Source organism: Paenibacillus sp. Z3-2 (genome assembly GCF_054161325.1).
Genome location: NZ_CP096397.1, coordinates 2,868,312 through 2,882,830, shown reverse-complemented (window position 1 = coordinate 2,882,830; position 14,519 = coordinate 2,868,312). Strand labels below are relative to the sequence as shown.

The 14,519-nt window shown below is 45.7% G+C and carries 16 protein-coding genes and 1 riboswitch; of the genes, 1 reads left to right on the top strand and 15 read right to left on the bottom strand.

The annotated features are described in order from the left end of the window. Window positions 1-9 precede the first annotated feature (9 nt). From M1D71_RS12985 to M1D71_RS12970, 4 genes are all read right to left on the bottom strand, one after another. The gene (locus tag M1D71_RS12985) at window positions 10-900 is read right to left on the bottom strand and encodes a carbohydrate ABC transporter permease (protein WP_458126787.1); all 891 of its coding nucleotides are present in this window, start codon (window positions 898-900) and stop codon (window positions 10-12) included. Between the two features lie 54 nt (window positions 901-954). Then, window positions 955-2,220: an ABC transporter substrate-binding protein gene (locus tag M1D71_RS12980; protein WP_458126786.1), complete on the bottom strand. Its 1,266-nt coding sequence runs from the start codon at window positions 2,218-2,220 to the stop codon at window positions 955-957. 85 nt (window positions 2,221-2,305) lie between these two features. Further along, window positions 2,306-3,187, bottom strand: coding sequence for an AraC family transcriptional regulator (locus M1D71_RS12975; protein ID WP_458126785.1), 882 nt, complete (start codon window positions 3,185-3,187; stop codon window positions 2,306-2,308). A 147-nt stretch (window positions 3,188-3,334) separates the two neighbouring features. Then, the gene (locus tag M1D71_RS12970) at window positions 3,335-3,799 is read right to left on the bottom strand and encodes a LacI family DNA-binding transcriptional regulator (RefSeq protein WP_458126784.1); all 465 of its coding nucleotides are present in this window, start codon (window positions 3,797-3,799) and stop codon (window positions 3,335-3,337) included. Window positions 3,800-3,951: 152 nt separating this feature from the next. Here M1D71_RS12970 and M1D71_RS12965 point away from each other — a divergent pair, with 152 nt between their 5' ends. Beyond that, a complete protein-coding gene (locus M1D71_RS12965) occupies window positions 3,952-4,377 on the top strand; it encodes a MaoC family dehydratase (protein ID WP_458126783.1) in 426 nt (141 codons plus the stop codon). A gap of 67 nt (window positions 4,378-4,444) precedes the next feature. On the opposite strand, the gene M1D71_RS12960 is transcribed toward M1D71_RS12965, so the two are convergent. The 11 genes from M1D71_RS12960 to M1D71_RS12910 form a co-directional block, all read right to left on the bottom strand. Next, window positions 4,445-5,635 (bottom strand): aminotransferase-like domain-containing protein, encoded by a 1,191-nt coding sequence (locus M1D71_RS12960; RefSeq protein ID WP_458126782.1) that lies wholly within the window; start codon window positions 5,633-5,635, stop codon window positions 4,445-4,447. Window positions 5,636-5,814: 179 nt separating this feature from the next. Further along, the gene (locus tag M1D71_RS12955; RefSeq protein ID WP_458126781.1) at window positions 5,815-6,963 is read right to left on the bottom strand and encodes an NAD(P)/FAD-dependent oxidoreductase; all 1,149 of its coding nucleotides are present in this window, start codon (window positions 6,961-6,963) and stop codon (window positions 5,815-5,817) included. A 6-nt stretch (window positions 6,964-6,969) separates the two neighbouring features. After that, a complete protein-coding gene (locus M1D71_RS12950) occupies window positions 6,970-7,689 on the bottom strand; it encodes a methyltransferase domain-containing protein (protein WP_458126780.1) in 720 nt (239 codons plus the stop codon). Further along, window positions 7,676-8,833: a type III polyketide synthase gene (locus M1D71_RS12945; RefSeq protein WP_458126779.1), complete on the bottom strand. Its 1,158-nt coding sequence runs from the start codon at window positions 8,831-8,833 to the stop codon at window positions 7,676-7,678. The genes M1D71_RS12950 and M1D71_RS12945 overlap by 14 nt, the downstream gene beginning before the upstream one ends. A gap of 236 nt (window positions 8,834-9,069) precedes the next feature. Continuing rightward, window positions 9,070-9,954 carry an alpha/beta hydrolase gene (locus tag M1D71_RS12940; RefSeq protein WP_458126778.1) on the bottom strand — a complete coding sequence of 295 codons (885 nt, stop codon included), beginning with the start codon at window positions 9,952-9,954 and terminating at the stop codon, window positions 9,070-9,072. A gap of 203 nt (window positions 9,955-10,157) precedes the next feature. Continuing rightward, window positions 10,158-10,850, bottom strand: a complete 693-nt coding sequence (locus M1D71_RS12935; RefSeq protein ID WP_458126777.1) for a hypothetical protein — start codon at window positions 10,848-10,850, stop codon at window positions 10,158-10,160. A gap of 105 nt (window positions 10,851-10,955) precedes the next feature. Beyond that, complete coding sequence (locus tag M1D71_RS12930; protein ID WP_145317587.1) at window positions 10,956-11,309, bottom strand: MmcQ/YjbR family DNA-binding protein; 354 nt, start codon at window positions 11,307-11,309, stop codon at window positions 10,956-10,958. 134 nt (window positions 11,310-11,443) lie between these two features. Next, complete coding sequence (locus M1D71_RS12925) at window positions 11,444-12,838, bottom strand: DEAD/DEAH box helicase (protein WP_458126776.1); 1,395 nt, start codon at window positions 12,836-12,838, stop codon at window positions 11,444-11,446. A 116-nt stretch (window positions 12,839-12,954) separates the two neighbouring features. Beyond that, entirely contained in the window at window positions 12,955-13,269 is a 315-nt protein-coding gene (locus tag M1D71_RS12920) for a DMT family transporter (RefSeq protein ID WP_458126775.1), read from the bottom strand. After that, window positions 13,269-13,607, bottom strand: coding sequence for a DMT family transporter (locus M1D71_RS12915; protein WP_458126774.1), 339 nt, complete (start codon window positions 13,605-13,607; stop codon window positions 13,269-13,271). Before M1D71_RS12915 ends, M1D71_RS12920 begins: the two co-directional genes overlap by 1 nt. 100 nt (window positions 13,608-13,707) lie before the next feature. Continuing rightward, window positions 13,708-13,810, bottom strand: a riboswitch (guanidine-I (ykkC/yxkD leader). 70 nt (window positions 13,811-13,880) lie between these two features. Beyond that, window positions 13,881-14,510 (bottom strand): pentapeptide repeat-containing protein, encoded by a 630-nt coding sequence (locus tag M1D71_RS12910; RefSeq protein WP_458126773.1) that lies wholly within the window; start codon window positions 14,508-14,510, stop codon window positions 13,881-13,883. Window positions 14,511-14,519 lie beyond the last annotated feature (9 nt).

Genomic DNA, 14,519 nt, shown 5'->3' with positions numbered 1-14,519 from the left:
TCCCCCTCCCTATGAACGGCTCTTCCGCTTGGTCATGATGAAGGATGCAACAGACAACAATATGATGATAATAAACAGACAAAATGCTATGGCAGCGCCGTAACCAAAACGTGTGCTCTGAAATGCTACATTATAGAGATACATAATACTGGTCATGGCTGATCGGTCAGGACCGCCATTGCCATTGGTTAGTGTAAATGGCTGATCGAAAATCTGGATGCCACCAATAATGGATGTAATCATCTGAAACAGAATAATTGGGCGGAGCATCGGCACGATGATATGAATGAAAATATGTTTCTTTTTCGCGCCATCCATCTGGGCAGCTTCCAGCAACGACGGATCAATGCCCTGAAGACCTGCAAGGTAGATGACCATGGAATAACCGAAGTATTGGAAAAACAAAATGGAGGACACAATCAACCGCATAAACCATGGGTCGTTTTTCCAATTAATTGGATCTTGAATAATCCCTATCTGCATCAAAAAATGATTCAGTCCCCCGGACTGCCAGTCAAAGATCAGGCTGACAAGCAACCCGAGTGATGCAGCCGTAACGATATTCGGGAAAAAGTATACAGCTCTGAAAAAGTCCCGGCCTTTGAGCAGCTTGTCGTTCAGAATAAAAGCTAACACAAGTGAGATCGTCAACTGCGGAACCACGGAGACTCCCCAGATAAATAACGTATTAAACAAGGTTTTGTAGAACAACGGATCTTGTAGTACGGCTACATAGTTACCCATCCCTACAAAGTCAGGTGTCGTGATTCCATCAAAGTTGGTGAAACTGATATAAAGCGAATACAAAATGGGATAGAGTCCAAAAATCGTAAAAATAATAAAGAACGGAGCAATGAAATAGTAGCCGTAATGGTCCTTTCGAATCGTTTTGGCAAACATATTCTGTCCCCCCAGTTATCATCGGATGTGTCCAACCGTTCGCTTACTTCTAAGCTACTCCACTTCCAGCTCCGGAAATCTCAAGGCGACATCCCGCTTTATCCGTTTCACTACTTCATCTTTGGTCTGAATGTCCTGATTGAGATACAACTGAAGCACATTTTTGTAGATATCATTGTTAATCGTTGCATCATATTTGGTACGCTCATATACGGGAACCCGCTTCGCGGCCTCTGAGAAAAACTCAAAATGCTTCTGCCCTCCCAAATATGGCGATGAGAGCGATGGCGCAAGTTCATCATTCACAACCATATTGCTAGTAAAATAATCCTGCTCCTTTGCTAACACGGACAGAAATTCGTGGTCAAAATTATAGAACTCAATAAACTTCCAGGCCAGATCCTTTTTCTCACTCTTACTGTACATCGCGATATAGGTTCCACCTGCACTAAAGGCTGACGGTCCCTGGGCCAGGCCCCACATACCCCCGGTATCCGGAGCGTTCGCCTTGAACGTATATTGCAAACCCCAGGTTGCCCCAGGATAGAACATGACCTCTCCTTTTTGCATGGATGCAGCGTAACCGGCACTTCCATCTTCATACTCGGCAAGTACATGTCGCTCACGTGCTTCACGCACAAGATCCAGCACCTCCATATAGGTTGGATCGATGACGAGCTTGCCGTCCTTCACCCAGGGCATACCGTCATATGAGTTCGATATGGCATTCCAGTTCGCCAATGCATGTACTTTATTCCCGCTACTTTGCTGTACCTGTTCACCAATCTCGAAGATCTTCTCCCATGTATCGATCTGTGAACCCACCTTCTCAGGAGCATCGGTACCCAGATATTTCTTCGCCAAATCCCGACGATAATAGATGCCACCAGGTGTTCCCTGATAACCTATAGCTCTGACATTCCCCTCACTGTCCTTTTCATTGGCCTGCACAAAAGCATATTGTTGTTGAATAAGTTCATTGGCGTTATACGGCGAAGCCGATAAATTCTCCAGATATGGAACGTCAATCAGTTCTCGAATATTGGCATTTTCAATCATAAATACATCCGGAGCTTTGGAGGTCGTCTGGAGCGCAGATTTAAGCTTGGTGATATAGAAGTTGCCGGGGATGTTGACAAAGTTCACTTTGATGTCCGGATATTTCTGCTCAAATTTCTCGATGGCATACTCTGCTTCATCCGTAAAACTCCACACAGTAATTTCCTGCTGCTTGGTTGGCTTGGACGGGCTAAGCTGACAACCCGTTAACAACATGGCTACACAAACGAACACAATAGTTGGCTTAAACCACTTCTTCATAGGCCCCCTCCTTCTAAAAGGAAACGCTTACATTTTATTAGAGTATATTGATTTCGGAGAGGGCTTTCTCCACAAATATTGTGCATTATCCTTCATATTTTGTGATATTCGTACGGTGCTTCTTGCGAAATTCGGAGGGTGTGCAGTCATTATATTTTTTGAAAAGTCGATTATAGGAGTTCACATTGTTGAACCCATGGCCGATGGCTATATCCAATATGGAATCCTGACGGAATAATAACGCCCACTCGGATTTGATAATTCGAAAATGATTCAAATATTCCATCAGTGTCACTCCTTTGATCTCTTTGAATAACTTGCAGACATGGAACTTGCTGAATTTAATATGTTCCGCCACCTGTTCCAGCTTGATCGGTTCAGCATAATGATCCTCCAGATATTCACAGACCGATTCGAGGAATTCAAATTTTTTGGACGAGGTACAAGGCCATCCTGAAGCCGTTAGTTGATCCGTTACTAGGGGCTTTGTACGTAACAAAAGAACCATGAGATCATATAACCGGGATACCATTAACCATCGATATCCCGGCTTTCGATTTTTTTTCTCGGCAATGATGGTATCTATATACTGAACCACGTTGCTGCGACTCCCTGCATTCGACGGAATAACGGTTGTTTTGTTGAAAAGTTCGCCGAGATCCTGAATTTCCGCTTCAGTCGTGAAGCTTCCTGTTAACAATTCGAGGCGGAACAAGATAATGGTTAAGTGTTCGGTCCCTGGCAAAAAGCAGTGTACATCTCCGGGTTTGATCAGCAGCATATCCCCTTGCGCCAGCTCACGGACATGGTCATTCACGCCAATTCGTGCGCTCTTTCCACTAACAACAACCAATTCAACCTCATCATGCCAGTGTGCAGCATAATTAAACTGATCACCTGTATGAATCACCCGAATGGGAAAACCTTCTTCCATATGGCCTGTCTCCAGAAACGTGGGTACGCCCATCTAATCACCCTCCATTTATTTCCTATGCAAGAATCTCTCGTCTTTATTATTATGCATAAATCGCCACACTCCTTTCTTTTTTTTGAGTATTTAAAATTCTATTGAACGAAAAAAACTCCTCAACTCAGGTTGAGGAGCCGAACGGAATCACGCATTGAGGTAACCTTGATATCGCTGCAGGTTACATTCCGAATGAGCCGGGCCGCTAATATAGGCAATCGTCCGATGTCCTTTCTCGATCAGATAACGGGTAGCCAGGTACCCACCTTGCGTATCACTCATCAAAACCTTTACAATATGTTGAGCATCCAGATCCCGATCCACGACGACAATCGGAAATCCTGCTTCAGATGCCTCCATGAGCAACTGATCTTCAATATTTTGAGCGATGACAATAGCTCCATCTATTCTTCTTTCACGAATGTAACGATGGGCTGTCGACTTCTCTCCACCCAGGGAGCTGCACACGATCATATCGTATCCATGGCTCATCGCAATGGACTGTATTCCATTCATCAAATCGGAGAAATACGGACTGGACATGTCATGGACAATTACACCAATCGTTTGTGTACTTTGCCGCTTCATTTCAGATGCAGGGCCGTTCTTCACGTACTCCTCAAAGACAGTTTCATCCGTTTATTTCAATATGACAATAATACACACGAGATCGTTCACTAGCATTTTATCACGTCAGTCCAGTCATGTCTCTTTCCAGGGCGTCGACTGCTAAAAAACACATTAAAAGAACCCGAGGTGCCTTCATGAGATTCAGTGAATATGTAATAGGTCAGCGCTACGAAACAAAATCCTTGGCATTATCCAAGAGCGATATTATTGATTTTGCCAGAATCTATGATCCACAGTACATGCATTTGGATGAAGAAAAGGCCACCCAGGGCCGCTTCGGCAGTTTGATTGCTTCTGGCATGCAGACGATGAATATCTCCTTCAAGCTATGGATTGAGGTCGGGATCTACGGGGAGCATGTTGTCGCGGGAACCGGTATGAACAACATTCAATTCCTGAAGCCTGTCTTTCCTGAGGATGAACTTCATGTGATTGCAGAAGTCATTGATCTGCATCCCAGACGTAAAGGTAATGGAATTGTTACCGTGCTGTTGAGTACATTCAACCAGAAGAATCAAAAGGTATTCCAGGCAGAATTAAGTGCCCTCATTGATAATTAAGGACGATAAAAGACCAAAAAAAGCCACCAATGGGCGGCTTTTTGTAGATATATCGCAGTGAAATATTTTAAACGGTGTACCCTTTCAAGACCCTACCTAAAATCTCAATACCTTTCACAATTTGTTCGTCTGACGGCGTTGAAAAATTAAGTCTGATCGCATTACAAGGGTCTTGCTCGTTCACCAGGAAAGCATTTCCCGGCACAACCGCAACCCCCTGGGCTGCTGCAGTCTTGGCATAATCAAGCATTGGCACATGCGCTGGCAGATCACACCAGAGGAACAATCCCCCGTCCGGTTGAGTATACGTAATGGACTCACCCATATACTCTTGCAGCTTGTCCATCATCAATGTCGCTTTTCTCCGATATACCTCACGAATGCTGTTGATATGCCCTGCGTAGTCATACTCTGTCATGAACTTATATGCCAGAATCTGTGGAAGCATGGCCGTATGTACGTCTTCTCCCTGTTTGGCAACGACCATCTTCTCCACCACTTCATGAGGAGCTTGTACAAAACCGACGCGCAGTCCTGCCGACAGAATTTTGGAGAATGATCCAACATAGATGACCAAACCCTCATCATCCATAGACTTGATGGTCGGCACATTATCTCCATTGAATCGAAGTTCTCCGTACGGATTATCTTCCAGAATCATAACGCCATACTTCTTCGCCAGCTCGTATATGGCTTTACGTTTCGCCAGGCTCGTCGTCACACCGGTCGGATTCTGGAAGCTTGGGATCACGTAGATCAGTTTTACATTGGGCTCCGTTTGCAGTGCCTGTTCCAGCTTCTCGATATCCATACCATCCATCTCCATCGGAACACCCGCAAGCTTCGCACCGGATGCCCGGAAGGAGTTCAAGGAACCGATGAAGCTTGGACTCTCACAGATAATCGTGTCACCCTCATTACAGAACACTTTACAGGCAAGTTCAATGCCCTGCTGTGCTCCAGATACGATGAACAATTGATCGGATGCCTTCCCCGTATCAAATCCTGTCTTCAGATGTTCAGTCAATGCTTCCCGCAAAGGAACATAACCTTCCGTAATTCCGTATTGCAGAGCCGTGATCGGGTCCTGTTCCAGAATGGATTGGGTAAACGTACGAATCGCCTCAATAGGGAACGTCTCTGGAGCGGGGTTTCCCGCAGAGAACGGAATGACATTTTGACCCGAAGAAGCCTTCAGGATCTCACGAATAATGGATGGTTGCAGTGCTGCGATACGATTGGAAAATGAATAGTTCATCTTAAATAGTGCCTCCCGACATTTCATCTGAATTAACTCTCTATCATTACATTAGATTCTATTATACGAGCATTTACCGAATTTCCAAACTGTCTCTACAAAATTAATAATTAGATACCAAAAAAGAGGCCGCCATCAGCAACCTCTTCCGCATAAGTATTGGACAAAATATCAATCTTTTAGCGCACTGCATTCATTTCGGATAACCGTGTGGCTTTCACGACATAAGCGGCCAGACCGGGGATCATCCGGGCCAGACCAGGATAGAATTTATTGGTTTTGGCAAAGGCCAGCTTCTGAATTCTTCTTGCCCGCCTGAGCAACTGGGTGAATTCGCGGCTCGCTTCAAGCGTATAATTACTCTGCCAATCGGCATGCTCAATATCACCTCGGAGATATTTGTCAGTCCAGCGGGCGCATAAGAGCGAGGAGCGCAGCGCAATGGACATCCCGTCTCCGCACAGCGGAGGAATCATCAGCATCGCATCACCAATGTGCGGATACTCAGACCATGGCTCAGGTACATTGGACAGATGCAGCGGTGCAATCGACACCTGTGTTCCCTCTACAGGACTACCTTCCGCTAACCGGGTTGCCAAGCTCACGTTCGTCAGCGATGCCGCCTGCAAAATGTCGTTCACAGACTTGCCGCTTCCCTGCACAGTATCCAGCGTCAACAATGCGGCGACATTCACAGTGCCGTCCTCAATCGGGGAAATCCCCACATAACCACCTTCGCAAAAATATAACTCCACCCGCGCGGGAATTTCAATTCCGCTGAAGTGGGATTTAACGCCGACATATACGGTTTGATCTCGCAGATCTGGGTTGGAAGCCATTCCGCGCGGCTTTATGGTACCATGTGCACCAATGACGGCTTTTGCCTTATATTGAATCCGCTCGTCTCCCTGTTTCACCTTCACCTCATAACTGGCATCCTCGAGCTGTTCAACGCTCGTTATGGTCGCTTTGGTAACAATCTGGGCTCCTGCGTCCAAGGCCTTCTGATGCAAAATCTGGTCCAGCTCATATCGACTTATGCCATAAGCGAATCCCGGCAGAGGTGCTTCAATCACGCCGCCTTGCTGCATAATGATTTTGGCATGATCCATGGTGCTGGGTTTCTTGGCTTGATCCAGAAGGCGTATGTCCAGAACCTCCAGCATCTCCTTGGTTTCTGGTGACATGAACTCACCGCAGGTTTTGTGACGCGGAAACTCCTGCCGGTCTAACAAAAGGGTCCGATGGCCTTGCCCTGCCAGTTGGATTGCGCAGGTACTGCCGGCAATTCCAGCTCCGACAATGATGACATCTATTGATCTCGACACGTAAGATCACCTGCCTTTCGTGGGGATAACAACAGAGTAACGGAATAAAGGCTTCCATTCATAAGTCATCGTATCATGATTTAGCCGTTGTTTAAGTTCCTTCCAATCTCTTCCTGTAAATCCTTTGGCGACGGAAAGGGGTCCATCATGACGAATATACCGATTACGAGAGATCATGCGTGTTGTAATCCAGACCGCCTTATAGGATACAGGATGACGGTGAATATCATTAATGACGACACCGTAGCTGGATGCTCGTAGCATATGAGAAACCATATCAACCAACTGATCTCCGTCAAAATGATGTACAAATTGGGAACCTGTCACGATATCTGCGGAAGCATCCGGCAGCTCTGTAAGATCAGCACGTTGCACCCGGACTCGGGGTTCGTCACGAAATAGTTGCCTCGCTTCCTCACACGCCTCTTCCGTCAGATCGACTAGCGTAATCTCCAGCTGAACGCCCTGACGATCTGCCCATTGTAGTAGTTTCTGGTTCACATCTCCTGAACCTGCCCCCACATCCAGAAGGGTCAACTTATCTGGTCTTCCGACAGAGTTCCATAACTTCTCTACACCAGCCAGAGTTGGGCCAGGTGCAGCGAATATTTTGTTAAGGCGTCTCAGATGTCTGAGTGCTTCACGCAGCTCCTCCCCACCCAGAGAGAAGTCGTCCATCAGTTCATCCTCTTTGGCCCGTATAGACAACGTTCTAAAGAAGGACATGATCCGGCTCCTCGATCACTGAAGATAATGACGGTACATAGGTAAATTTCATCAACTCCGCGGTGAGTCCCGGGCCAAATGCCATAGCTACACCATCTGTTGTTGATTGATCCTGTGCCTTCATGTCCTCACGCATCGCATTCAGTACAAACAGGATCGTATTGGATGACAAGTTACCAAACGTTCTGAGGATATCCCTGCTGTACTTCGTTTGCTCATCTCTCAGCTTCATCACATCCTGCACAGAATCCACAATTCCCCGTCCTCCTGGATGGATGGCCCATAGTTCAGGAAGCTGGTCACTTTGCAGTAACAGACGTAGTTCCTCTTCCAGATGAACACCGAGCAGCTTCGGAATACGAGGTGACAGATACAGATCATACCCCAGGTTCCCTACCTCCCAGGTCATGTCTTCAGTCGAATCCGGAAGAAGTACAGAATAACCGGTTCCGAGACTCAGATAATCCGTTTGTTGAGGTTCAGGCGTACCGACCACACAAGAAGAAGCCGCATCTCCAAAGAATGAAGCTGCAAACAGCGCTTCCCGATCTTGAACAGGCTGAAAATGAAGTGTACACAACTCCACACAGACTACAAGAACCTGTGATCCGGGAGCACCCTGCACGACATCTCGTGCCATCTGAATGGCTTTCAAGCCTGCGGCACATCCCTGAAAGATCAGCGGCAATCGATTCACACGGGCAGACAAACCCAGATGACGGATGAGCATAACATCCAGACCTGGCAGGTATTGACCGGTGCAGCTGACCGTGATGATATGCGTGATGCTCTTAGGAGACACACCTGAATCCTTCAGGGCTCTCTCAGCTGCCTCGATGCCAAGCGGAAGCGCCTCTCGCTTGTATGTATTCATTCGTTCTTCGGTTGTCGGGATGTCTGATACATCACCAGAGGGCAGATAACGGCATTCTTCCAGCGAACCTAGATAGCTCGGTTCCACCGTATATCGTGTTTCAACACCACAGGACTTGAATATTCGCTTAGCAAAACGTGCCAAATCTGGTCGACCCTGAAGAGAAGAAGCGATCAATTCCGCAATATCTGACTGTGCTACGGCGTGAGCAGGCAGAGCCGTTCCCATGCCAAGAATCGCGATATCGGATGGACTGTTACTTTGGTTCATATCATTAACAACCTCCTGGTATTGGTCATTATTTCCGCTAATTAACAACTCTTACCCTTAACGATATCGTTATAATCTTAAGAACGGTCCTAATCTATTTTATTATCACAACCGCAAGCTCAGAAGCTTGGTTTCACCAACGGATTGAACCAATACACAGATAAGCCAAAAAAGCCGCCATTAGGCGACTTCAAGGTAGTATCTATAGGTAACTTCTTACATCATTCTGATCCAAGTTATTTGGAAAATGCTTCTCTGATCTTGTCACTCATCCGATACCAGGCATCCTCTGCCATCTGGAGATCTCCAGAATGCGTAAATCCATGAGCGGCGCCCTCGTACTCCTTAAGCGTCACCTTCACACCGCTCGCTTCAAGCCTTGCTGCATATGTTCTTGCTTCTTGAGCTAGTGAATCTTTCTCCGCGGTAATAATCAATGCTTCCGGGAGTTCCTGTAATGATTTTGCGAGTACAGGTGAAGCTAACGGGTCATGGGCGTCTTCCTGCGTTTCAAGGTACATGGCGTTGAACGTTCTGGCGATATCAGCTGGAATAGCTTCTTCAAAACTCGGTTTCTCGGCCGGATCTGTGGCCACATCCAACACGGCATAATCGATAACCTGTAGAACAATCGGCAGCTCGCTTCCACGTTGCTGATTTAATAAACACACTGCTGCAGCAAGATTACCACCTGCACTATGTCCGCCAATGGCGAAGAGAGTCGGGTTAACCGAGAAAGACTCCGGATTGGCGTGGACCCACTGTACAACGTCGTAGCATTCATGCACAGCAGTTGGAAATTTATGCTCTGGTGCAAGGCTGTAATCAATATTTATGACCACACAATCAGCACGATCAGCGATCAGGCGACACCAGGGATCATCCATCTCCGCTTGTCCCAAAATGAAACCACCTCCATGCATATTGAAGAAGACCGGCAGTGGTGTTGAACGTTTCTCATCCGGTGTATACACTAGCACACGCGTATCGCCTTTTGTCGTAGGAATCACAACTTCTTCCACTGTGACGGCATACGTGGAACTCGGCTGAAGGGCAGCACCTGTGTCGACGACATTTTCACGCATCCGTTGTACCATTTCTATTTGTTGTTGTTGATCCATAGATATCACTCCTTTAGATGATTGCCAATACTCCTTCCGTTGTCCCGTATGCTCTTGTGAGATCTCGGAAATAAAATCCACTTGTGTCACTTAAGTATAGATTACACTCATCTATTTCGTCATGTACAATTCCTTCGATATGTATTTATCAACAGGCTCAAACGTGGACCAAAATCCCCTCCCCTGCCCTTGATGCTTCAATGTTAGCATTCAGTGCCAGGAGATCGGTTTGGATCCGCGCTTTTTTCCTTCTTCTTGTGGAACATCATCCAGACCCCCATCAGACAAAATAAAACGCTGCACCCCATGCCAAACAAACTACTGGTTTTTAATGCAAGAGGTGAAGCTTGCATAGTAAGTAATGTCGCTTGGGTCACAACAATGGATACCATCGCATCGGTGAAGTTAATCATTTTCAATGTAGATATAATCGGGTTATGGAGATGACGGTTAGCCCAGGTGCCATACACGGCAAAAGCCAGCTTGGTAAAAGCGACTGTAGCTACGATATACACGATGATACCCTCGTATATGAAGGCATCGCCGATCAGATACATTCGCAGGCAGACCAGTGAATAGGACACGCCCAGTAAACACAGGAACAGACCTCCACGCTTATATACCGTAAGCTCCAATGTATATCTTTCTTCTGAAGACTCCATCCTCTTGGCAACTTTATATTGTTGAAGCACTTGGCCTTTCGCCACACACAGAATCAGATAATATACAGCATTCGTAATAAACCATCCGGAAAGTAGATATATCCCCAGAATTAACTTGCCTATACCGATCAAAGCGTTGATGATAAGGGATGCCACGTTGATGATGGCCGTTCGATCTTGCTTATTGCCAAGGTAACGGAACCACATGGACTTCAAATATGTCTTCATTTTCATAGGATATTCATTCTGTTAGAGAAGCAGACCATTAGCCTTTTCACCCACCTTTTCAATGTTAATGACATGATGAATGACGTGTAGAGAAAGTTGTGTTCTTTCTTCTTATTCGGCCAGAGATTCCCGAACTTTTTTCGGTAGAGTTTTCACAACCACATCATAGGAATGATCGATCATGACCATGACATCCTCTTCCGACAATGAACCATCGAGCGTAATGGTATTCCAGTGCTTTTTGTTCATATGATATCCTGGTCGAACCGCTTCATGCTGCTCTCTCAAGTTCTCTGCAATAATAGGATCACACTTCAAGTTCAATAGACCATTTTCTTCTTTGTCTTCGAAAAGTAACGCGAACATTTTCCCTCCAACCTTAATGACTACAGGATCAGGTCCAAAAGGGTACTCCTTCGTCGCACCATTCTTATTCAAACTGTATTTTATCATCGCATCCTTCAAGTTCGTACCTCCCTTTCACCAATGGACGTTATAATAATACCGAATGTAAGTTCGTATGTAAATAAGCTCGCTGCACATCATAAAACCTCCTCCACATCGTGGAGAAGGTTTCATTGGGTTTATCAAGGACTTACTTAATTGGCTCGATCGTTCCTTGTTTTGCTGCTGCGATTAAATTGGCTACTGCTGGATTTGCTGCTGCTTGTTCTACTGCTATTAGTTCTGCTGTCATTGGATCGACTACTGTTTGATTTACCACTCTTGGCAAACCATTCGGATTTGGGCTTACGTGCCGGATTCGCTTTGGACTTCGCCGGTTTGCCCGTAGCCGATTTGTTGAACGAAGGTTTACTACCTGGTGCTTTGCTGGTTTTATCAAACACAGGCACACCTGTCATCGGATACGGATGACCTTTCACTTCAGGAATCGTCTTCTTGATCACTTTCTCGATATCCTTCAGGAACGGAAGTTCATCCTTCTCGCAGAACGAGATTGCCATCCCGCTTTTCCCTGCTCGGCCTGTACGACCAATGCGGTGAACGTAGGTTTCAGGGATATTAGGCAGGTTGAAGTTAATAACATGGGTCAGTTCCTCCACATCAATTCCTCGTGCTGCAATATCCGTCGCAACCAATACACGTGTTGCTCCGCTCTTGAAATTGTTCAATGCCCGTTGTCGCTCGTTCTGAGACTTGTTACCATGAATGGCCTGTGCTGTAACATTCACTTTGGCCAAATCTCGTGTAACCCGGTCAGCGCCGCGCTTCGTGCGTGTGAACACCAGTGCGGATACAATGGATTTATCTTCCAAAATCTGGTTCAACATATGCTGCTTCTTGCCATTTTCCAGCAAGTATATAGACTGCTCAATGCGTTCTACCGTTGAAGATACAGGCGTGATTTCTACTTTGACTGGATCGACCAACAAGGTTTTAACCATTTTGGTGATCTCAGGAGGCATCGTAGCTGAGAAGAACAGAGTCTGCTTTTTGTTCGGCATCTTGGCGATGATTCTTTTCACATCATGAATGAAGCCCATGTCCAACATCCGGTCTGCTTCATCCAGAACGAGAATCTCAACCATCTTCAGGTCAATACGCTTCTGATTGATCAGATCGTTCAATCTGCCTGGTGTTGCAATAATAATATCTGCACCTTGATTCAGCGCCCGCTCTTGCACTTTTTGCGAAACACCACCAACGATAGCTGTACAACGGATGTCCGTATACCGGCTATATACCTTGATGTTATCCGCGATCTGAATAGCCAGCTCTCTTGTCGGCGTTAAAATCAATGAGCGAATATGTCTTGCGGACTTTGGTCCTTTGGACCTTTCGCTTAATAATTGAATGATTGGCACCGAGAATGCTGCCGTCTTGCCTGTTCCTGTCTGTGCACATCCCAGCAGATCTCTGCCTGCTAATACAGCTGGAATTGCCTGTTCCTGTATAGGCGTAGGATTAGTATAGTTTGCTTTGCTTAACCCTTCCAAAATGGGGGGGATAATATTCAAGTCCTTAAATGTCATGTTGTCTCCTTCATTTACGCACATCTATCAATAAGACGTATCTTTTATTTCACACGTAACGTATAAGGATAACATTAAAAACGTAATCTGTACATTATCTTTTTATTTCCACTTGTTCAACTGACCAATTTAAGACCTACTGCCGATCCGAGCACCATGGCGATAAACAGAATTCTTAGGGCATTTCGAGGTTCTCCGTAAAACACCATGCCCAGAATGGCACCGCCGGAGGCTCCTATTCCCGTCCACACCGCATATGCTGTTCCCATCGGAAGAGTTTTCATCGCCAGAGATAGGAACATAAAGCTCAACCCAAACCCAGCTAATAATAGAACCAGTGAAATTAGATTACGGTCTTTGTGCAACTTGTTTATCATAAGCACACCAATCATCTCAAATACCCCTGCCAAGATAAGAAATACCCAGTTCATTATAGCTGCACCTCCTTATTCTTCTCTTTGCTCAGCAATTTAAGACCGATTACGCCGAGTAGGAGTACACCAATAAGTACCATTTTTCCGGCTTGGACAGGCGCATTAAACAAAATAATCTCAGCAAGTACCGTGCCAGCGGTACCCAGGCCAACGAATACTGCATACACGGTTCCCACAGGCAGTGTCCGCGAAGCTGCAATCATCAAGGAGAAACTAATGATAATTGCAATCAGAGTAAGCCCCCACTCCAGCAAGCCACTGGCGTGTTTTAGTCCAATGACCCAACCCACTTCAAACAAAGCAGCAATCACAACCGACATCCAGGTTTTATTCATACCTGTAACACCCCTTCTCTAATTCATTTTTTACACCCAGTATGGGTACATTAGCGGAAAAATAAAAAAAGCCCGGGAAACAAACTGCATATCGCAGTTCATCTCCCAGGCTTTTATCCCTCCGTGGCACAACCAACAGGTTGCGGGTTTTCTCTCGGACCAGACCGACACATGCGCCTCGCGGAACCCTAGAAAACCTGTTTTTATTCTAATGTGTCTCCAATTATACACACTTCTACTATCTTGGCAACCCCATGAATACGTTCATGTCATTTATTTGATAATGATGCCCATTAATCCTACAAATGTTGCTGCTTGATGGGGTGAAATCACACAACCATTGAGGTCTTCCATGGTTAATATCAAGGAATCAAATTGGCAATCGCTAAGATCCAAATCCTTCATTTTGGTCCCCGTCATCGAAGCTTGGTCGATATTACATTGATTGAACTCCATTTTTTGCAGTGCCAGATAGGCGAAGTCCGCACCAATCAAGGTACATTCCGAGAAGGAGACCTGTTTGAGATGAGCAAAGCGGAAATTGCTGTAGTCTCCTACCCCATGAAGGAAACTGACATTTTGCAATCGGCTATTGGACAAATCCGTTCCGACAAACTTGCAGTTATGCCATTCGATCCGGTGCATGAATGCACTTGAGAGATTGACATTGGAGAAGTCGCAGTGTTCAAACCGAACATCTGTGAATTCAAATTGTTCCAGCGTAGACTCCGAGATCGTCACATGTCTAAAAACGACATTTTCAAATGAAACCTTGCTCGCTTCCTGGTGATCCAGTGTGATATTCTCAATCAATTTGTGTTTGTACTCGACTTTGGATTCGAGAAATGCAATGGTTTCTTGTTCGAGTAACTGCTCCTGAATCTTGGGTTTGTCCATTTTCATCCCATATTC

Coding starts and splice junctions, on each gene's coding strand:
- M1D71_RS12940 (WP_458126778.1), bottom strand. CDS start 9,954: ATGGATCAACAACAACAAATAGAAATGGTACAACGGATGCGTGAAAAT.
- M1D71_RS12975 (WP_458126785.1), bottom strand. CDS start 3,187: ATGGGCGTACCCACGTTTCTGGAGACAGGCCATATGGAAGAAGGTTTT.
- M1D71_RS12945 (WP_458126779.1), bottom strand. CDS start 8,833: ATGAACCAAAGTAACAGTCCATCCGATATCGCGATTCTTGGCATGGGA.
- M1D71_RS12910 (WP_458126773.1), bottom strand. CDS start 14,510: ATGAAAATGGACAAACCCAAGATTCAGGAGCAGTTACTCGAACAAGAA.
- M1D71_RS12980 (WP_458126786.1), bottom strand. CDS start 2,220: ATGAAGAAGTGGTTTAAGCCAACTATTGTGTTCGTTTGTGTAGCCATG.
- M1D71_RS12985 (WP_458126787.1), bottom strand. CDS start 900: ATGTTTGCCAAAACGATTCGAAAGGACCATTACGGCTACTATTTCATT.
- M1D71_RS12915 (WP_458126774.1), bottom strand. CDS start 13,607: ATGAATAAAACCTGGATGTCGGTTGTGATTGCTGCTTTGTTTGAAGTG.
- M1D71_RS12965 (WP_458126783.1), top strand. CDS start 3,952: ATGAGATTCAGTGAATATGTAATAGGTCAGCGCTACGAAACAAAATCC.
- M1D71_RS12935 (WP_458126777.1), bottom strand. CDS start 10,850: ATGAAAATGAAGACATATTTGAAGTCCATGTGGTTCCGTTACCTTGGC.
- M1D71_RS12920 (WP_458126775.1), bottom strand. CDS start 13,269: ATGAACTGGGTATTTCTTATCTTGGCAGGGGTATTTGAGATGATTGGT.
- M1D71_RS12960 (WP_458126782.1), bottom strand. CDS start 5,635: ATGAACTATTCATTTTCCAATCGTATCGCAGCACTGCAACCATCCATT.
- M1D71_RS12925 (WP_458126776.1), bottom strand. CDS start 12,838: ATGACATTTAAGGACTTGAATATTATCCCCCCCATTTTGGAAGGGTTA.
- M1D71_RS12950 (WP_458126780.1), bottom strand. CDS start 7,689: ATGTCCTTCTTTAGAACGTTGTCTATACGGGCCAAAGAGGATGAACTG.